Genomic DNA, 17726 nt, shown 5'->3' with positions numbered 1-17726 from the left:
CCCTTGCAAGGTCAAGAGCGCGCCACGCCATGAGGGGCCTCGTGGGCGAGCGGGAGCCGCGGAAGCGGCGTTTCAGGCGGCCGCGGGTCGGACGACCCCGACTCTCGGCCGCAGTTACATATCGAAACGAAGGAGGTGCCTCATGGACGACCATCCGCGCAGGGGCGATGTGTTTTTCGCTTTCCTCGACCCCGTTCTGGGATGCGAGCAGGGAGGCACGCGTCCCGTCCTCGTCGTGCAAAACGATGCGGGCAACAGGCGCAGCAAAACTATCATCGTCGCCGCCATAACCGGCAAGCCCAAGGCGAACCTCCCCGTGCACGTACCCGTGCCCGCGTCGGCCGGGCTCAGGGAGGGCTCGGTCGCCCTCCTGGAGCAGCTGCGCACCATCGACAAGCTGCGCCTGCGCGGGAGGGCGGGGCACATCGGCGCCGAGCAGATGAGGCTTGTGGACGCTGCACTCGCCGTGAGCCTGGGGCTCAAAGGGCCGGGAGACGACTTCATGCTGCTCACGCTGTGCAGGAAGTGCCATCAGACGTTCTGCGACTCGGACGACTACCTGGTGTGGCGCGCGGACTTCGAGCAGGAGCAACGCGAGCCCTGCACCATCTGCAATACCCGCACAGGCTACGACTACAAGGTCGTGAGGAGATGACCGCGCGGCCTTTCGTCCCTTGTCAAGCATGCGATGCGGAAAATCGCATCGTTTCGCGCTCTGCCGAAATGGCTCATTATGAGCGTCGCGCGGAGGCGGCGTTTGACGACGAGGCGCTTTGCGGGGCCGACCCTGGCGGGCTGTTCCTGCCCGCGCTCGAACCGTACCCCTACATGATGACCCCCTGCCAGATAGCCGAGTTCACGGGCCTCACGTCGCAGGGCGTGAGGAAGCTGTTGGCGGCGGGCGAGATGCGCGGGGTCAAGTTCGGGTCGAAGTGGCTGGTTCCCAAGCTCTGCCTCCTGCGCTATCTGAACAGGCGCGAAGATGGAGGAGAGAATGACGAAGACGCTCAAATGCGACAAGCCCGTGGATCTCGATGAGGCGAGGAAGGCGAAGGGGCTTCCCCGCAGGAAGCGCGACGACCCGAAAGCGACCGCCTACGAACTGCGCATCAGAGTGCCCACCGAGTTCCAGGGGGTCATGGGGCGCAAGAAGCTGTCGCGGACGGTGTTCGCCCGCAACAAGCGCGAAGAACTCAGGGCGCGCATCGCCGAGTTCGAGGAAGATGCCAACAGAATGCTTGAAGATAGGACGACGGGGGTGGGCATTGGGGCGCAAGACGTTTCACCGCTGAGTCCCGCAACGCCTTTCGGAGAGTACGTTGAGCGTTACATTGCGCTCCGCAGCAATGGGGCCATAGGAAGGCAAACCCTAGCCAACGAGCGGCGATACGCCGAGTACCTGCGTGAGGTAATAGGGCTTATCCCCCTTCGCGATTTGACGGCGATGGACGTGGAGCGATGCCTGCTTCAGGTGCCCGAGATTTCGCGGCGGTGGGCAAACGAGCGCGTGGAGGAATGGAAAAGGAAACGCGAGCAGGCGGTGCGCGAGGGGAATCGGCGGAAGAAGAAGCCGCTCGGCTCCCCGCGCGTTGCCGGGCCCGATATGCAGCACAAAATCCTCAAATTCTGCCGCGAGATCCTCAACGACGCGCTGGATAGGGAGCTCGTGCAGAAGAACGTGGCGAAGGCGCGCTTCCTCTCCAAGAACTTCAAGAAGAGCCGCCCGCTCATCGACCCTCTCATGGAGGAGGATGCGGCGCGGTTCCTCCATGAAGTGAAGGCGCTTCCCCTGTCGCCTTTCAAGGTGGCGTGCCTCGCCCTTTTCTCCAGCGGGATGCGCCCCGAGGAAGCACTCGCTTTGAAGATGGGCGGCGTCAACGTCGGCGGCGTCCCTTCGGCGAGAATCACCGGGTCGCTCGAACACGGGACGGCGGAAATCGTTGAGTATACGAAGTCCGATTCGTCGTACCGCACGGTTCCTATCGACGATTACACCTCCCGCGAGATAGGCAGATGGATAGAGGAGAAGAGCAGACGCCTGCGCGCCATGGGCATCAGGCCCGGCCCAAGCACGCCTCTCGTGGGAGAACTTGACAAGCCCCTCACCTACAACGTGTTCAAGAAGCAGTGGCAAAGGTTCGTGGAGAAGGTGGGGTTCGAGGGCGTGCGCCCCTACGCGCTGCGGCATACGTTCGCCACCATCAACCTCGCTCGCGGCGAGAACATCAAGACCATCTCCGTCATCCTCGGACACGCGTCGCCGTCCTATACGCTCGACCTCTATGTGGGCTACATCCCCTCGACAAGCAGGGAGCTATCCAACAGGTACGTCTCACGGCTCGAATCGCTGCCGCAGGCCGCATAGTTTTGGAACTTTTGTATTCCGCTGCGTTTTGCTTGGGATGCGTTATAATTCAAGCGCTGCGTTTAGTCAGCGAATGAATTGCGGGCGTCGCCAAGTGGTAAGGCCCAGGCTTCCCAAGCCTGTACCGCGGGTTCGAGTCCCGTCGCCCGCTCCAGCAATCAACGAAGGGCATCGGCGTTTGTCGGTGCCCTTCGATTTTTCTCTTGCAGATGTCCAGTTTTGAAAACAGTTGAAATTTGACGAACTTTTTGACGAACTTCTCGCCATGCGCTAAACTCTAAAAGCGATTTTGCAGGTGACGAGCGGTTTTCTCGGAAATGGAGCTCGGGATGGAAATAGCTTCCCAAGCTTGTATTCGCGGGTTCGAGTCCCGTCACCCGCTCCATGAACCTACGATCCAAGCTTCGGCTTGGATTTTTCATTTAGCGAGGAGATTGACATGGCTCGTTTCGATACCTTTGTGTTCGACCTTGACGGCACGCTTCTCGACACGCTGCCCGACCTGGTGGTTCTGACGAACGCCGCCTTGAACGAGCAGGGCTTCCCCAGCCGCACGGCCGACGAGATCCACAGCTTCGTGGGCAACGGAGCCCGCGCGCTCATGTACCAGGCCGTGCCCGCCGATGCTTCGCCCGAGCAGGCCGAGGCCGCCATGCGCCGCTGGATGGAGCTCTATCCCGTCATCGGGAACAAGCTGACGAAGCCCTACCCGCATATGGAAGAGACGCTGGCTGCCCTCGCCCAGCGCGGCATCGGCCTGGGCGTTCTGTCCAACAAGTTCGACCAGGGCGTGCATGACGTGATCGACGCCTATCTTCCCGGCTTGTTCCCGGTGCAGTATGGCGAATGCGACGAGATTCCGCGCAAGCCCGACCCTACGGGGCTGTTGCGCTGCATCGACGAGCTGGGGTCCGCACCAGCCCGCACGGCGTACGTGGGCGACTCGCCGGGGGACGTCCTGGTGTCGCGCAACGCCGGCGCGTTCGCCATTGGCGTGTCGTGGGGCTATCACCACGCCGACGCCTTGCGTAAGGCGGGCGCGGACGTCGTTATCGAAGACGCGCGCGAACTGCTGCAGTTCGCGGTCGAGCGCTAGGCGGCTGGCATTATGGAGCATCAGCCGTCGACCCTCTCCAATCAGCCCCGCCCGTCGAAGCAGTTCACCGTCATCAGCTGGGCTCTCGTGGCGGCGTGGGCGTGCCTCATCTTCTTCATGTCTTCGAACACCGGCACGGGTCTCAACACGGGGCTCGGCATCTTCTCCAGCATCTACCGGGCAATGCAGGCCGTGCAGGAGCAGCTGCTGGGGCCTGGGGTGGACGCGCTGTCGTCCATCGCGCACTTCTGCGAGTACACGATGTTCGGCGCGCTTCTGGCCAACGCGCTGCGCTGCCACATGCCGCTGCGTCGTGCGTGCCTCATCGCCATCGCCTGTGCCAGCTTGTACGGGGTGAGCGACGAGGTTCATCAACTGTTCGTGCCCGAGCGCATGTGCGACCCGGTGGATTGGATGGTGGATACTGCGGGCAGCGCGCTGGGTTCCGGGATCACGTACGCGGTGCTGCGAAAAAGAGATGCCCGCTCTTAGTAAAAGCGCGCGTGTCGCACCGCAGCGACGGGGGAGCTTGCTTTCCGATGGGCGATTTCGTGGCGGATGTCCTCGTCGCTGTGCTTCGCCAGCAGGAAGCTCGGTGTCGTGGCAAGGGAATCCGCCAGTTTCGTGACGACGGATAGCCGTACGTCCGCCGTGCCGTCCTCTATCCTATTGAGCAGCGGGCGACCTATGCTCACCATGAGCGCGAGGCGCGTTTTCGTGATGTTGCTGTACGAGCGCATGCGTCTGACGTTCTCGCCAAGCACGGGAGAGAACCTGCTCTGATCAGGCTCGTCATCATTCAGCGGACTATGTTCGTGCTCGGCTTGCATGTCCACTAGAGTACCGGCGTGCGAGCAGAAGGCTGTAACCGCATGAATACGTTTCGGTTCATTTTTAGAAAATGTGCGGTTTGTACCCAGCCCATGCCTATTTTATGATGGTAGGTCAACGATGCTACAATATCTGCCATACGTGAGAATCTATGCGCGTCGACCTCGGGTTATGTTGCGGAAATGGTGTAATCGCCGGCGAAAGCGGGTTCTCGTAGGTATGAGAAAATGAAGGCTTCGACAATCGAAGCGCTGTGTCGCGAGGGGTACGCGACGTACGGTGCCTGCTTTGGCAGACGTGTTCGGAGTCGATGAGGAGACCATATGGCGTCAAGAAACTCTCGAACGAACCGTAAAGAAGCGCGCTCATCGCGGGCTCCTCAGTCTGCTCGCGCCGTGCGGTCGGCCAAGGCCGCGCAGTCGGGTCGCATCGCTCCGTACAGCCAGGCAAGCGCTTTCTCCCGCGATGCGTATGGCGATGGCCCTTCGTACCGTGCGGCCTACACGCCCGGCAGCCAAGGTTCCGGCGCGAACGGCGCGTACGCCCGGCAGACTGCGGCAAGTCAATATTCGCGCAACAATCCAAGCTACTCGGCAGCCCGCAAGAAAGCCGGGCGCGGCAAGAAGATAGCCCTCGGCGTGATCATCGCGATTCTCGTGGTGGCCGTGGGGGGCGGTTCGGCGTTCGCCTTGTGGAAGAACTCCGTCAACGAGAAGCTGATCAAGGGAAACAAGTCTGACGAAGAGATCATGGCCATCAACGATGCGCTCAAGCCCGAAAAGGACATGACCTTCACCGAGCCCTTCTACATGATCCTCATCGGCACCGACGAGGCCGAGGACAGCACCGAGGACATGCATCGTTCCGACACGAACATCGTGGTGCGCATCGATCCTGCAAAGAACCAGGCCACGATGGTATCCATCCCCCGCGATACGAAGATCGATATCGACGGCTACGGGACGAACAAGTTCAACGCCGCTTACGCTTACGGCGGCGCTGCCGGAACCATCCGCGAAGCGAATCAGCTGCTGGGCATCGAGATATCGCACTACGCGGAAGTGAACTTCGGCAAGTTGAAGGAATTGGTCGACGCAGTCGGCGGCGTGGACGTCGAAGTGACCGAGCGCGTCGATGATCCCGACGCAGACGGTACCACGGCTCATCCCGAGTGGCCGCGCGTCATTATCGAGGAAGGCGAGCAGCACCTCGACGGCAACCAAGCGCTGGTGTTCGCGCGCAGCCGCGCGTATCCCGACGGAGACTTCACGCGCACGGCGAACCAGCGCAAGCTGATCATGGCCATCGTCAACAAGGTGCTGGCACTGAACACCGCCGAGCTTTTGGGTGCGGTTCAAGCAGCGGCCAACTGCGTGACCACGGATCTTGCGGTGGGCGATATCGCCGCGTTGGCCCAGCAGTTCCAAGATGACGGCGATCTTACCATCTACTCTGCGATGGTTCCTTCTACCACGGCGATGATCGGCGACGTATCGTACGTCATCAACGATCCCGTGGCGACGAAGGAGATGATGAAGCTGGTTGAGGCTGGAGAGGACCCCAGCTCGGTTGTCTCGTCAGGATACGTTGATCCGGGCGACACCACAGGCGGTGCCAGCACGTACGGCAACGGTTACGGCAGCACTGGTTCGGGCGCCGGCAACGGCGCAGGAAACACCAATTATTACGATCCGGGCTACACCGATGCATCGGGAACCGGAGGGACCAACAACGGCGGCTATGTTGACAACGGTTACGTTGATAACGGTTACGTTGACAACACCGGCGGAGCGGGTGGAACCGGCGGGTACGACAACGGAACTATTGCTGGCGGTGCGGGCGGTACCGACGGTGCAGGCGGATACGACCCCGGCTATACCGATCCGGGCACCTACGACGGGACGGCATCCGCTGCTTAGCCGGCGTCTCGTTGGGATCCTCGAACTGCGCAAGCGGCATCGGCTTCGATCGATGCCGCTTTTTAATCGGCTCCTCAACCGGTAGGTTGAGCTTCGGCTCTCCTGTTGAGTTTTCGTACCCTCTGCGGGATACTGGTGATCACCGGTTGCAAAGACGGATGGGGCTCGCAAAGACATGAGCGACGTACACAATCACGAACATGCGAAAGAAAACAAGGGCGTCGGCCCTGCCAACTCTTTGCGCACCGTGATAGGGGTGATCGTCTCCATCATCGCGGTTTGCCTCGTGATGTTCGCGATCTTCCGCGTCTACTCCAACGAGCTCAGCGACGAATTCTACGATTTAGCCAGCGTCAGCATGGACGACTACACGGCTGCGCAAAAGGTGGAAGTCGAGTCGTTCATCAGCGAGGTGAGCTCCGTCATCTCCACCATGTGCGTGTTGGCCGAGTCCCCGGACATCGATCCTTCCGGCTCGACGTTCGCTGCGTATCTGGAGGAATGGAACCAGCAGGGGTCGTTCCAGGTTACCTATACTCCAATCGAGGAGCTGGAGCAGGGCGTTGCGAGCAATCGCAACGAGCGAGACGAGGAAACGCTTCGGCATCTGTACGCAGGCGAGACGGTGGTGTCCGACGTGCGCAAGTCGAACCGCCTGAACGGCTACTACTTCAGCATAGCCAAGCCCGTCAATCGCGACGGGCGCGTGGTCGGCGTGCTGCGCAGCATCGTGAAAGCGGAGAAGCTTCTGGATACGAGCCAGGCGAGCTCGCAGGTTACGCTGCTCGGCACGCTGCTGATCAAAGAGGACGGAACCGTCGTTCCCGTGTCGAAGGAATTCGAAGGTTATGAGGGATCCACCCTGTACCAGGTGCTTGAGGGAAGGGGCGTGTCTTCCGATCAGATCGCCGATGTACGTGCCAGCATCGAGAACGAGCGAGATGTGGCAACGGTCATGTTGGGCAAGCAGAACGGCTACATGACCTTTCTCACGTCTATTCGCCTCGATGTGAACGATTGGACTATCGTGAACTTCACGCAGGAAAGTTCGTTGGTCGAGCATTCGGAGAGCATTCTGCGTTTGACGGTGTACACGGCTGCGCTGCTTATCGTCATCAGCGCGGCGGCATGCCTTGCCGTGGCGCTGGTGGTTGGCCGCATCCGCAAAAGGGCGCGTCGCAGTGCGGAGCGTTACGAGGTCCTCGCTGAATTTTTCGACACGGTGCTGTTCGAGTATTCTTATCCGCGCGACACGCTTGAGCTGACGCCGAATGCGCGCGGGATGTTCTCCCTCAGCTCCCTTTCAGCCGAAGGCTACCTGGCCAAAGGCATTCCTCTCATCGATTTCCTGGAAGATGATTACAAGCGTGTCCGGATGGCGTTCGAAAACCCTGCGCCGCCGAACGAGCTGCGCACCATCACCTGTCGCGCACGCGTGTTGTCGGGCGAATATCGTTGGTTCTCGTTCACGTGCCGGTATCTGTACGAAGGTTCCCAGCCGTACATGGCCGTGGGAAAGATCGTCGACATCACGAAACAGCGCGAAACCGAAGAGCTGCTCACGCGCAAGTCGCAAATGGACGGGCTGACGAAGACGTTCAACAAGATGGCGTTCCAGGAGAAGATGGCGGCATTGCTGCCCGAGACGGGCAGGGGCTTGCTGTTCGTGATCGACATGGATCGATTCAAGCAGGTCAACGACGAATACGGTCACAGCATGGGCGACCGGGTTCTGGAAGAGGTGGCGCGTTCGTTGCTCGACGTGTTCCGTCATCGCGATCCGGTGGGGCGCGTCGGCGGCGACGAGTTCGTGGCGTTCCTCGTGGGCGCAAACGACGATGCGGTTATCGAAGCGAAGCGCGAGGCTCTGAGTTCGTTGATCGCAGAAGCCTCGCGCTCGTTGGGGGTGCCCATCGCTTTGAGCGTCGGGGTGGCGCGCTATCCTCAGGATGGCGCTACCTATCAGGAGCTGTTCGACGCGGCCGATCGGGCCATGTACGACGAGAAGAACGAGGGCCGCGTCGAGGATTCGGTCTAGGCCCGAGCGGTCGCGTAGCCGTCCGGGTTCTGCGACTGCCAGCGCCATCCGTCGGCGCACATGCGGTCGAGGTCGTACTGCGCGACCCAGCCCAGCTCGTCGCGCGCTTTGTCGCAGGCCGCGTAGTTTACAGCTACGTCGCCCGCGCGACGCGGCTTGATCTGGTAGGGCAGCTCGCGTCCGCAGGCGCGCTCGAAGGAATGTACCACGTCCAGCACGCTGGAGCCCGTGCCGGTTCCCAGATTGAAAATGCCCACGCCGCGACGCGTGCCGTCCGCTGCCGGTTCGCCCGCCATGGTGCCGGCCGTTTTCGCTTCGCCGGTGCCCACTTTGCCGCCCATCCAGTCGAGCGCCGCCACGTGGCCGCGCGCAAGGTCCACCACGTGGATGTAGTCGCGCACGCCGGTGCCGTCGTGCGTGGGATAGTCGTCGCCGAACACGCCGACGCTTTCCAGCTTGCCTACGGCCACCTGCGCAACGTAGGGCAGCAGGTTGTTGGGGATGCCCTTGGGATCCTCGCCGATCAGGCCGCTCTCGTGCGCGCCGATGGGGTTGAAATAGCGCAGCAGCACAACGTTCCATTCGTCGTCGCCCACGTACAGGTCGGTCAGCACCTGCTCCAGCATGGACTTCGTCCAGCCGTAGGGATTCGTGGCGTCGTGCTTCGGGCAATCCTCGGTGATGGGGATGAACTCCGGCTCGCCGTACACCGTGGCGCTCGACGAGAACACGAGGTTCTTCACGCCGTGCGCGCGGGCCACGTCGCACAGGGCCAGCGTGCCCGCGAAGTTATTCCAGTAGTATTCCAGCGGCTTCTGCACGCTTTCGCCCACGGCCTTGAAGCCGGCGAAGTGGATGATGGCGTCCACGTCGTTCTCGGAGAAGACGCGGTCGAGCGCCGCGCGATCGAGGATGTTCGCCTCGTAGAATTTCAGGCGGTCGTCGTTTGCCGCCAGGCCGGTGATCTGTCGCACCCGGTCAAGCGCGAGCTCGCTCGAGTTGCTCAGGTCGTCCACAACGACCACGTGGTAGCCCTGATCCAGCAATTCGACGCAGGTGTGACTTCCGATGAACCCGGCTCCGCCCGTTACGAGCACGCAGATATCGGCATGATCCTTGGCCAAGCTCTTGTTCGCCATTGAAGCTCCTCTCGGTACTGACTGTTGCCATAGTAGCAGGTGGAACAGATCGCGCGCAAATTCAGCAAAAGGCACATGGCCCGCGTTCCGCTCGGCGGCAAGGCCGCACGGGCTCGCGCGGGGCCCCGTGCGGCGCCGCGGGAAGCCGCACGAATGTTTTACGTGAAACATTCGGAAAAGGCAGGAATATTATTCTTGACACAGGATAATAAACGTCGTAAAGTATGACTCGTGGACACACCGACTCCAACGGTTCTCCTCGTTTCACTCGTCCAAGCACAGGCCGCTTCCCCCCGCGGCCTGTGCTGCTTTCGGAGTCATTTTGCGCGACGTGCGCCCGTTGCGCCTGTGCGCCTTCTCCTTCGCCTCTCGGTCCGCCCCTCGCCCTCGGAGCATGCCTTCCTCGGTTTCTGCATGCGAAACAACAGTTTCGGTTCCTTGCTTGGCGCATCATGCTCGGGATTGCCTTCCTTTGCGGGCGCCTTAGTCAGCCTGCTCGCTCGAAATGGCAAAAAGCAACCGAATTCGGAAATCATCCCGTCTTTCGGGCAAACTTTTCGCGCGAAGGCGAAAGGGGTCTCGCCTGTAACCTGGTGCTCTGTGCGGCGAGCGTTTTCGGCGTGACGTCGGCGCGTGTAAGGCACGACTCCGGGCTTCCGAATTCGATGCTTTTTTGCCATCGGAGGCCTCGTCGGATGACCGGCATCGCATTTGGCGAAGGAAAATAGAGGCGGATGGGTCGTCCGTTGCTGTGCAGGTCGTCCGTGCTGTATGTGCTCGTCGTCGTATCAGGACGGCACGGGTTTTGTTCGGGGAGGCTTTACATGCATTTCGTGTTCGGGCGAGTGTTTCACGTGAAACATCCGTTCCCCTGTCTATTTTGCGACGAAACCGCGCCTTGCTCGGCCGATTGACTATACTGGTGAGCAACAGGCTTTGAGAAAGGAAGCTCCGTGGCAGAAATTCATTTCGGAACCGATGGATGGCGAGCCATCATCGGCGAGGACTTCACCAACGACAACCTCGTGCGCGTCATCGACGCGGCTGCGCGCGTGTTCAAGGAGGACGCGGTTGCAGCCGGCCGTCCGGCCGACGCGCCCGGCACCCTCATCGTCGGTCACGATTGCCGACAGGATGCGCACGCTTACGCGCAGCTGGCGGCCGAGGTCGCGGCGGCGCAGAGCTTCCGCGTGCTGCTCACGCAGGACTACTGCCCCACGCCTACGCTGTGCTGGTCGGTGGCGCAGGACGCCGACGCGGTGGGCGGCATCATGCTGACCAGCAGCCACAACCCGGCCGAATACCTGGGCGTGAAGCTGCGCATGAACGACGGCGGCGCGGCGGGCAAGGAGTTCACCGACCGCGTGGAGGCTGCGTTCGCCGACGCACCCGCCGACGCGCGCGGTGCGTTCGAAACGGTCGACCTCATGACCCCGTACCTCGCCACCTTGAAGGAGCGCGTGGATGTCGAGGCCATCCGCAACGCCAACCTGCGCGTGGTGGTGGATCCGCTGTACGGCGCAGGCCGCATCTATCTGGCGCAGCTGCTGCGCGATCTGGGCGTGGAAGTGTGCGAGATCAACAACGCCGAGGATCCGACGTTCGACGGACTGCACCCCGAGCCTATTCCGCCCTGGGTCGACCGCTGCATCGCGAAGGTTCCCGAGCTGGGTTACGACGCCGGCTTCATCAACGACGGCGACGCTGACCGCATCGGCGCGGTTGACGAGCGCGGCAACTTCGTGAACCCGCATCGCATCATCACGCTGCTTACCTCGCACCTCGCCGAGGACAAGGGCCTCACCGGTCGCGTCGTGTCCACCATCACCGCGTCGGCCATGCTGGCTCGCCAGTGCAAGCGCTTGGGCCTGGAGCTGACCAGCACGCCGGTGGGCTTCAAGTGGATCTACGCCGAGATGGAGAAGGGCGACGTCATGCTGGGCGGCGAGGAGTCCGGCGGCATCGGCATCCCCAGCCACGTCATGGAGCGCGACGGCTTGCTGATGGCGCTGCTCCTGTGCGAGACGATGGCGCAGCGCGGCATGAGCCTGGGTCAGTTGGTGGACGATATGTTCCAGAAGGTGGGCAAGCTGGAGTTCGAGCGCCAAGGCCTGAAGATCACTGACGAGCAGATGGCGAACTTCCGCGTCGAGATCGTGCCGAACTACGCGCCTGCCGAGATCTGCGGCAAGCAGGTGGTGGACGTGGATCGTCGCGACGGCGTGAAGTTCTACCTGGAAGGCGACGCGTGGGTGATGATGCGCCCCTCCGGCACCGAGCCGCTCGTGCGCATCTACGCTGAAGCCGAGACGGTGGACGAGGTCCACGACCTCCTGAAGGCCGCCGAAAGCGTGGTCGTGTCCTAAACGAAGAGCGAAGCGAATGTTTCACGTGAAACATTTGTACGTAGAACGCCTCGGAGGCATCGAGCTTTCGGGGCGTTTCCTATTCTCCGAAGCGGGGCAGCTTCTTGAGCAGCGCCCAGGCGATCTGCTTGTCTTGCCCGTCGTCGAGCATCGCGTCGAAGTCGCGGAATGCCACCACGCTGCGCCCGAACGCGCGGCCGGGCTTTCCCAAGGGAACCTCGCAGCGGTACGCGCGTCCCAGCGCGGCGGCCGCTGTCGAATCGGTCGCGATCAGACAGAGCGGGTCGAGCCCCTCCACCAGCAGGAACAGCGCCTGGTCGTCCAGCCCTTCCACGGCGGCGAACGTGCACGCGCCGCTTCCGTATCCCAACGAAGCCATCGCGCTGTTCAGCGCTGCTCGGCTGCGCTCGCTCAGGGCGCTTCCGCTCGCTACGCACACGAGCGCCAAGCGCGCCCCATCAAGGTGCTCGTCGAACAGCTCCCACGCTTCGTCGAGAGCCACTTCGTACATGTTACCATTCGCAGATTTTTTCACACGATCCCTTGCGGTCGAGATAGGTTCGCCGTATAACCGTAATGATAGCAAGAAACGCCCGCCGCGGCATGGGCGCTGCGGCGGCATCACGATAGGAGAGCGCGTATGTGCACGAACGGAATCAACACAGGGCAATTCGAGCAGATGATCGAGCAGATCGACGACCATATCAAGTTGGAGCGTCGCTGGGCGCACAACCTGGGGCATATGGCGGGAGATGCCGGCTTCGCCACCGTTTCCGAGAAGATGCATGCCGCCCAGGCCATGCTGGACGACGTGCGCGCGCTGCTCGACGAGGCCAAGGATGCCCTCGAGGACGATGCCGAAGCTTCGGCGAACGTCACCGTCAACCTCGTGTAGGCGCCGCACGTATGAGCAACGATCTCATGCGCTTCTCGGTGGCCATGCCCGAGGAGCTGCTCGTTCGCTTCGACCAGCTGGTCGCGCGCCGCGGGCTGGCGAAAAACCGCAGCGAAGTGGTGCGCGACCTCGTGCGCGACGCGTTGGTGGAGGACGAGTGCTCCACGCCGGGCATGGAGGTGGTGGGCACGTTGACCATCGTCTTCGACCATCACGCCAGCGACTTGCAGGAGAAGCTGCACGCTATCCAGCACGATTACTTCGAATCCATCATCTCGTCCATGCACGTGCATCTCGACGCGCACCATTGCCTTGAGGTCATCGTGCTGCGCGGCGAAACGGGTCTCGTGCAGGACATCGCGAACCTCATCCTGGGCACGAAGGGCGTGAAGAACGGTCGTCTCGTGGTCACCACGACGGGGCAGCATATATAGGTATACGGTTCCGGCGGCCTACCGGCTATCGGAACGGGTCGACGCTGCGGCTTCCCGTGTCACCCGATCTCGCCATTTGCTCGCTTTCCCTTGCGCGCGAAGCACGCGCGGCCGCGAAGCGGAGCGATCTCGGGCGCCGCGGAAACCCTCGTCGGCTTTGCAGGACGGGCGGTGTTTCACGTGAAACATTCGTTCGCATCGACTCACGAGAAGGGCAAGGAGCTTTATGGATACCACGGTCATGCTGGGGCACGGCAGCGGCGGGACGATGATGAAGCGCATCATCGACGATGTGTTCTTCGCCGCGTACGCCGGCGACGAGCTGCTGCGCGGCGACGACGCGGCGGTGCTGCCCGCGCCCGCTCCGGGCGAGCGGCTGGCGTTCTCCACCGACAGCTTCGTGGTGACGCCGCATTTCTTCCCGGGCGGCGACATCGGACGCCTCGCCGTGTGCGGCACGGTGAACGACGTGGCCACGAGCGGCGCCGTGCCGCGCTACCTCAGCTGCGGCTTCGTGCTGGAGGAGGGCTTCCCCATTGAGGATCTCAAGCGCATCTGCGCCTCCATGGCGGAATGCGCGCAGGAGGCCGGCGTGCATCTGGTCACCGGCGACACGAAAGTGGTGAACCGCGGCCACGGCGACGGCGTGTACATCAACACGAGCGGCGTGGGCACCATTCCCGAAGGCGTGAACCTGGGTGGCGCGCAGTGCAAGCCGGGCGACAAAGTGCTGGTCACCGGCACGCTGGGTGATCACGGCATCACCATCATGAGCTGCCGCGAGAGCTTGAGCTTCTCGGCCGATCTGGAAAGCGACGCGGCCCCGCTCAACCACCTCATCGCCGAGGTGTTGGCGGCGGCGCCGAACACGCGCTGCTTCCGCGACCCGACGCGCGGCGGCCTGGCCTCCACGCTGAACGAGCTGGCTGCCCAGTCGAACACGGACATCACGGTGGAGGAAGACGCCATCCCCGTGAAGCCGGCCGTGCAGGGCGCGTGCGAGATGCTGGGCTACGACGTGCTGCAGGTGGCGAACGAGGGCAAGATGGTGTGCGTTGTGGCGGCCGAGGAGGCCGACGCAGCGCTCGCGGCCATGCGCGCGAACCGGTACGGCGCCGATGCGGCCATCATCGGCGAGGTGTCGGCCGCCCGTCCCGAGCGCGGCTCCAAGGTGTTCCTGCGCACGGCGTTCGGCGGTACGCGCATCCTCGACATGCTGGTGGGCGAGCAATTGCCGCGCATTTGCTAGAAGCTCTCCATGCAGCACCCTCATGCGTATGGAAGAGAGCGCTGACATGCGCAAAGGCCTTCGATAGCGCCTTTCGGGGCATGAAAGCGGCGGCGCTTTCGATAGAGAATTTGCCGCCGCACCCTGAGAAATTCGCCATTTCTTCTTGCATTTGCGGACAACAATGGTATCTTGCGGGCATAAAGTTTTTGGGGAAGTGACCCGACGCATCCCGTCGGAATGCTTTAGACGAGAAGGAGTTAACTATGTCTCACCCGGTTATCGAAGCCGATGAGTGCATCGGTTGCGGCATCTGCGTCGATGCCTGCCCGCAGGAAGTGCTCGAAGTGGTCGGCGGCGTCGCTGAGGTCGTGAACGAGGACGCCTGCATCGCGTGCGGCGACTGCGTCGAGGAGTGCCCCATGGGTGCGATCCCCGAGGTCATCGAGGACTAACCTCCCGCTCAATTCGCTTTCGACAAGCGCAACGAGAACCCCTGTCTCTTTCATGAGGCGGGGGTTCTTTGCGTTCGGGAAACAAGTGCGTGGAAGCGGCGTAACGGTGCGGCGCGAGAGGAGCGCAATAGGCATTCGATAGCTATAGTTTGGGACGTTAACAAAACTTATATGACAAATTGGTAACTAACTTGACAGCATGAGACTTAGATTATATAGTCCAATTTGTCGAAGCGAGGTTGAGCTTGCGGATCGCATCTCCAAGCCGCCGCCCTTCGTCCACCGAGTGCGCCCTCAGGGCGTGCTTTGGCGCATAAACAGAAACCGACTGCTAACGACTTACTTAGGTAACAACTCCAACAGAGAGGAAGCAGGATAATGAGCAAGATTCTTGGTATCGACTTGGGCACGACGAACTCCGCCATGGCCGTCATGGAGGGCTCCGAGCCCGAAATCCTCGTGAACGCCGAGGGCGACCGCACCACCCCGTCGGTCGAGGGCTTCCGCAAGGACGGCGAGCGCGTCGTGGGCAAGGCCGCGAAGAACCAGGCCGTCACGAACCCCGAGAACACCGTGTCGTCCGTGAAGCGCTTCATCGGCCGTTCCTACGACGAGACGCCGGAAGAGCGCAAGACCGTCAGCTACAAGCTGCAGAAGGGCAAGGACGGCCGCGCGGTGGTCGACATCGACGGCAAGGACTACACGCCGGAGGAAATCTCCGCCATGGTACTGCAGAAGCTGAAGAACGACGCCGAGAAGCAGCTGGGCTCCCCGGTGACGCAGGCCGTCATCACGGTGCCCGCGTACTTCAACGACGCGCAGCGCCAGGCCACGAAGGACGCCGGCAAGATCGCGGGCCTCGAAGTGCTCCGCATCATCAACGAGCCCACGGCCGCCGCGCTGGCCTACGGCCTCGACAAGACCAACAAGGATGAGAAGATCCTCGTCTTCGACCTGGGCGGCGGTACGTTCGACGTGTCCATCCTGGAGCTGGGCGACGGCGTGTTCGAGGTTGCGTCCACCGCGGGCGACAACCACCTGGGCGGCGACGACTGGGACCAGCGCATCATCGACTGGATGGCTGACAAGTTCCAGGCCGAGAACGGCATCGACCTGCGCCAGGACAAGATGGCTCTGCAGCGTTTGAAGGAAGCCGCCGAGAAGGCGAAGATGGAGCTGTCCTCCACCACGCAGGCCAACATCAACCTGCCGTTCATCACGGCCGACGCTTCCGGCCCGAAGCACCTCGACTACACGCTGACGCGCGCCGAGTTCGAGCGCATCACGAAGGATCTGCTCGACCGCGTGAAGAAGCCCGTTGAGCAGGCGCTCAAGGATGCCGGCCTCAAGACGGGCGACATCGACGAGGTCATCCTCGTGGGCGGCTCCACCCGTATGCCCGCCGTGCAGGACCTCGTGAAGAAGCTCACCGGCAAGGATCCGAACATGTCCGTGAACCCGGACGAGGTCGTGGCCATGGGTGCGGCGGTCCAGGGCGGCGTGCTGGCCGGCGACGTCGAGGGCATCCTGCTGCTCGACGTGACCCCGCTGTCGCTGGGCGTGGAGACGATGGGCGGCGTCATGACGAAGATGATCGAGCGCAACACCACCATCCCCACCCGCAAGACCGAGATCTACTCCACCGCGTCCGACAACCAGACGTCGGTCGAGGTGCACGTGCTGCAGGGCGAGCGCCAGATGGCCTCCGACAACAAGACGCTGGGCAAGTTCCAGCTCACCGGCATCCCGGCTGCGCGCCGTGGTGTGCCGCAGATCGAGGTCACTTTCGACATCGACGCCAACGGCATCGTGAACGTGTCGGCGAAGGACCTGGGCACCGGCAAGCAGCAGCAGATCACCATCTCCGGCTCCACCGCGCTGAACGACGACGAGGTCGAGCGCATGGTGAAGGACGCCGAGGCCCATGCCGAGGAAGACGCCAAGCGCAAGGAAGAGATCGAGGTTCGCAACAACTCCGACGCGTTGGTGAACGCCACCGAGCAGACGCTCCAGGAAGTGGGCGACAAGGCTCCGGCCGACGTGAAGTCCGCCGCTGAGGAGGCCATCGCCGAGGCGAAGCAGGCGCTCGAGGGCTCCGACATGGACGCCATCAAGGCCGCGACCGAGAAGATGCAGCAGGCGGGCTACAAGCTGGCCGAGGTCGTGTACTCCACGCAGGGCCCGGACGCCGCTTCGCAGGCCGCTGCCGCCGAGTCCACCCCGGCCGATGACACCATCGAAGCCGACTACGAGGTCGTCGAGGACGACGACAAGAAGGAAGGGAAGTAATCGCTATGGCCCAGCCCAACCAGCCCACGCCCGAGCGCGCGGCTCAAGGCGCAGGCAAGAGCATTCCCATCGAAGACGACCGTCCTGCGGATGCGAAAGCCCAGCCGCAGGCCCGGCCCGCCGACGCGAGCGGCAGCAAGGAAACCCCCTCTTCCGACGCTGCCGCCGCGGAAGCGGCGCCGCAAGGCGAGGCGATCGAGGCCGAGGTCATCGAAGACGCCGGCCCTTCGGCTGACGAGCAGGTGGCTCAGGCCAAGGCGGAGGCCCAGGATTGGCAGGACAAGTACCTGCGCCTGCACGCCGAGTGGGACACGTATCGCCGCCGCACCACCGAGCAGCGCGAGGTCGAGAAGGCGCGCGCGACGGAGAAGCTGGTCACCAGCCTGCTGCCCGTCATCGACGACTTCGAGCGCACCATCGACTACGCGACGAAGAACGGCGAAGGCGGCCTGTTCGACGGCGTAAAGGCCGTGCATGCGAAGCTCGTCGACGTGCTGAAGAAGGACGGCGTTGAGGTTATCGACCCGGCCGGCGAAGCGTTCGACGCGCTGGAAGCGCAAGCGGTGGCCACGGTGGACGATGCCAGCGTGCCCGACGAGACGGTGTCCGAGGTATACCAACGAGGTTACAAGATGGGAACGAAAGTTCTCAGGCCTGCAATGGTAACCGTC

At 62.6% G+C, this 17726-nt stretch carries 17 protein-coding genes, 1 tRNA gene and 1 pseudogene; 15 read left to right on the top strand and 4 right to left on the bottom strand.

Features of this window, described 5'->3' with window-relative positions; all coding sequences use genetic code 11:
• Positions 1 to 142 precede the first annotated feature (142 nt).
• A pseudogene (locus ACMO6A_RS09190) lies at positions 143 to 481 on the top strand (type II toxin-antitoxin system PemK/MazF family toxin); the annotation flags it as partial.
• A gap of 343 nt (positions 482 to 824) precedes the next feature.
• Here the strand turns inward: ACMO6A_RS09190 and ACMO6A_RS09185 are convergent.
• Complete coding sequence (locus ACMO6A_RS09185; RefSeq protein ID WP_255346938.1) at positions 825 to 947, bottom strand: hypothetical protein; 123 nt, start codon at positions 945 to 947, stop codon at positions 825 to 827.
• Between ACMO6A_RS09185 and ACMO6A_RS09180 the strand changes: the two genes are divergently transcribed.
• The 5 genes from ACMO6A_RS09180 (at position 889) to ACMO6A_RS09160 (ending at position 3953) form a co-directional block, all read left to right on the top strand.
• Positions 889 to 1038, top strand: coding sequence for a hypothetical protein (locus ACMO6A_RS09180; protein WP_227791079.1), 150 nt, complete (start codon positions 889 to 891; stop codon positions 1036 to 1038). The genes ACMO6A_RS09185 and ACMO6A_RS09180 overlap by 59 nt on opposite strands.
• Complete coding sequence (locus ACMO6A_RS09175; protein ID WP_157005806.1) at positions 995 to 2365, top strand: tyrosine-type recombinase/integrase; 1371 nt, start codon at positions 995 to 997, stop codon at positions 2363 to 2365. Before ACMO6A_RS09180 ends, ACMO6A_RS09175 begins: the two co-directional genes overlap by 44 nt.
• Before the next feature lie 80 nt (positions 2366 to 2445).
• Positions 2446 to 2519, top strand: a tRNA-Gly gene (locus tag ACMO6A_RS09170).
• 285 nt (positions 2520 to 2804) lie between these two features.
• The gene (locus ACMO6A_RS09165) at positions 2805 to 3461 is read left to right on the top strand and encodes an HAD family hydrolase (protein WP_009305434.1); all 657 of its coding nucleotides are present in this window, start codon (positions 2805 to 2807) and stop codon (positions 3459 to 3461) included.
• 12 nt (positions 3462 to 3473) lie between these two features.
• A complete protein-coding gene (locus ACMO6A_RS09160; RefSeq protein ID WP_114519722.1) occupies positions 3474 to 3953 on the top strand; it encodes a VanZ family protein in 480 nt (159 codons plus the stop codon).
• On the opposite strand, the gene ACMO6A_RS09155 is transcribed toward ACMO6A_RS09160, so the two are convergent.
• On the bottom strand, positions 3950 to 4225 hold the full coding sequence (locus tag ACMO6A_RS09155; protein ID WP_009305432.1) for a helix-turn-helix domain-containing protein: 276 nt from the start codon (positions 4223 to 4225) through the stop codon (positions 3950 to 3952). The genes ACMO6A_RS09160 and ACMO6A_RS09155 overlap by 4 nt on opposite strands.
• A gap of 390 nt (positions 4226 to 4615) precedes the next feature.
• Between ACMO6A_RS09155 and ACMO6A_RS09150 the strand changes: the two genes are divergently transcribed.
• A complete protein-coding gene (locus ACMO6A_RS09150; RefSeq protein ID WP_114519723.1) occupies positions 4616 to 6211 on the top strand; it encodes an LCP family protein in 1596 nt (531 codons plus the stop codon).
• A gap of 175 nt (positions 6212 to 6386) precedes the next feature.
• Positions 6387 to 8249, top strand: a complete 1863-nt coding sequence (locus tag ACMO6A_RS09145) for a GGDEF domain-containing protein (protein ID WP_114548003.1) — start codon at positions 6387 to 6389, stop codon at positions 8247 to 8249.
• Here the strand turns inward: ACMO6A_RS09145 and galE are convergent.
• Positions 8246 to 9388, bottom strand: coding sequence for a UDP-glucose 4-epimerase GalE (gene galE / locus ACMO6A_RS09140; RefSeq protein WP_009608482.1), 1143 nt, complete (start codon positions 9386 to 9388; stop codon positions 8246 to 8248). The two genes, ACMO6A_RS09145 and galE, sit on opposite strands and share 4 nt — an antisense overlap.
• 953 nt (positions 9389 to 10341) lie before the next feature.
• On the opposite strand from galE, the gene ACMO6A_RS09135 reads away from it, so the two are divergent.
• On the top strand, positions 10342 to 11754 hold the full coding sequence (locus ACMO6A_RS09135; RefSeq protein WP_009305428.1) for a phosphoglucosamine mutase: 1413 nt from the start codon (positions 10342 to 10344) through the stop codon (positions 11752 to 11754).
• Positions 11755 to 11833: 79 nt separating this feature from the next.
• Here the strand turns inward: ACMO6A_RS09135 and ACMO6A_RS09130 are convergent, their stop codons facing one another.
• Positions 11834 to 12265 (bottom strand): hypothetical protein, encoded by a 432-nt coding sequence (locus ACMO6A_RS09130; protein WP_009305427.1) that lies wholly within the window; start codon positions 12263 to 12265, stop codon positions 11834 to 11836.
• Between the two features lie 129 nt (positions 12266 to 12394).
• Here ACMO6A_RS09130 and ACMO6A_RS09125 point away from each other — a divergent pair, with 129 nt between their 5' ends.
• From ACMO6A_RS09125 to ACMO6A_RS09100, 6 genes are all read left to right on the top strand, one after another.
• Positions 12395 to 12649 (top strand): hypothetical protein, encoded by a 255-nt coding sequence (locus tag ACMO6A_RS09125; RefSeq protein ID WP_009305426.1) that lies wholly within the window; start codon positions 12395 to 12397, stop codon positions 12647 to 12649.
• 11 nt (positions 12650 to 12660) lie between these two features.
• Positions 12661 to 13083, top strand: coding sequence for a nickel-responsive transcriptional regulator NikR (gene nikR / locus ACMO6A_RS09120; RefSeq protein WP_009305425.1), 423 nt, complete (start codon positions 12661 to 12663; stop codon positions 13081 to 13083).
• Positions 13084 to 13309: 226 nt separating this feature from the next.
• Positions 13310 to 14332 carry a hydrogenase expression/formation protein HypE gene (gene hypE, locus ACMO6A_RS09115; RefSeq protein WP_009305424.1) on the top strand — a complete coding sequence of 341 codons (1023 nt, stop codon included), beginning with the start codon at positions 13310 to 13312 and terminating at the stop codon, positions 14330 to 14332.
• A 245-nt stretch (positions 14333 to 14577) separates the two neighbouring features.
• Positions 14578 to 14766, top strand: a complete 189-nt coding sequence (locus ACMO6A_RS09110) for a 4Fe-4S binding protein (protein ID WP_009305423.1) — start codon at positions 14578 to 14580, stop codon at positions 14764 to 14766.
• Positions 14767 to 15144: 378 nt separating this feature from the next.
• The gene (dnaK, locus tag ACMO6A_RS09105) at positions 15145 to 17055 is read left to right on the top strand and encodes a molecular chaperone DnaK (RefSeq protein WP_009305422.1); all 1911 of its coding nucleotides are present in this window, start codon (positions 15145 to 15147) and stop codon (positions 17053 to 17055) included.
• Positions 17056 to 17060: 5 nt separating this feature from the next.
• On the top strand, positions 17061 to 17726 hold a 666-nt coding region (locus tag ACMO6A_RS09100; protein ID WP_418471133.1), incomplete at its 3' end, for a nucleotide exchange factor GrpE.

The sequence above is a fragment of the Eggerthella sp. genome (genome assembly GCF_048329335.1).
Taxonomy (GTDB): domain Bacteria; phylum Actinomycetota; class Coriobacteriia; order Coriobacteriales; family Eggerthellaceae; genus Eggerthella; species Eggerthella lenta.
Note: the sequence above shows the minus strand (reverse complement) of the source record. Positions and strands in the feature narration are given on the sequence as shown.

Excerpts from the sequence above, each read along its gene's own strand:
- ACMO6A_RS09175 (WP_157005806.1), top strand. The coding sequence starts at position 995 with ATGACGAAGACGCTCAAATGCGACAAGCCCGTGGATCTCGATGAGGCG.
- ACMO6A_RS09165 (WP_009305434.1), top strand. The coding sequence starts at position 2,805 with ATGGCTCGTTTCGATACCTTTGTGTTCGACCTTGACGGCACGCTTCTC.
- ACMO6A_RS09160 (WP_114519722.1), top strand. The coding sequence starts at position 3,474 with ATGGAGCATCAGCCGTCGACCCTCTCCAATCAGCCCCGCCCGTCGAAG.
- ACMO6A_RS09150 (WP_114519723.1), top strand. The coding sequence starts at position 4,616 with ATGGCGTCAAGAAACTCTCGAACGAACCGTAAAGAAGCGCGCTCATCG.
- ACMO6A_RS09145 (WP_114548003.1), top strand. The coding sequence starts at position 6,387 with ATGAGCGACGTACACAATCACGAACATGCGAAAGAAAACAAGGGCGTC.
- galE (WP_009608482.1), bottom strand. The coding sequence starts at position 9,388 with ATGGCGAACAAGAGCTTGGCCAAGGATCATGCCGATATCTGCGTGCTC.
- ACMO6A_RS09130 (WP_009305427.1), bottom strand. The coding sequence starts at position 12,265 with ATGTACGAAGTGGCTCTCGACGAAGCGTGGGAGCTGTTCGACGAGCAC.
- ACMO6A_RS09125 (WP_009305426.1), top strand. The coding sequence starts at position 12,395 with ATGTGCACGAACGGAATCAACACAGGGCAATTCGAGCAGATGATCGAG.
- nikR (WP_009305425.1), top strand. The coding sequence starts at position 12,661 with ATGAGCAACGATCTCATGCGCTTCTCGGTGGCCATGCCCGAGGAGCTG.
- hypE (WP_009305424.1), top strand. The coding sequence starts at position 13,310 with ATGGATACCACGGTCATGCTGGGGCACGGCAGCGGCGGGACGATGATG.
- ACMO6A_RS09110 (WP_009305423.1), top strand. The coding sequence starts at position 14,578 with ATGTCTCACCCGGTTATCGAAGCCGATGAGTGCATCGGTTGCGGCATC.
- dnaK (WP_009305422.1), top strand. The coding sequence starts at position 15,145 with ATGAGCAAGATTCTTGGTATCGACTTGGGCACGACGAACTCCGCCATG.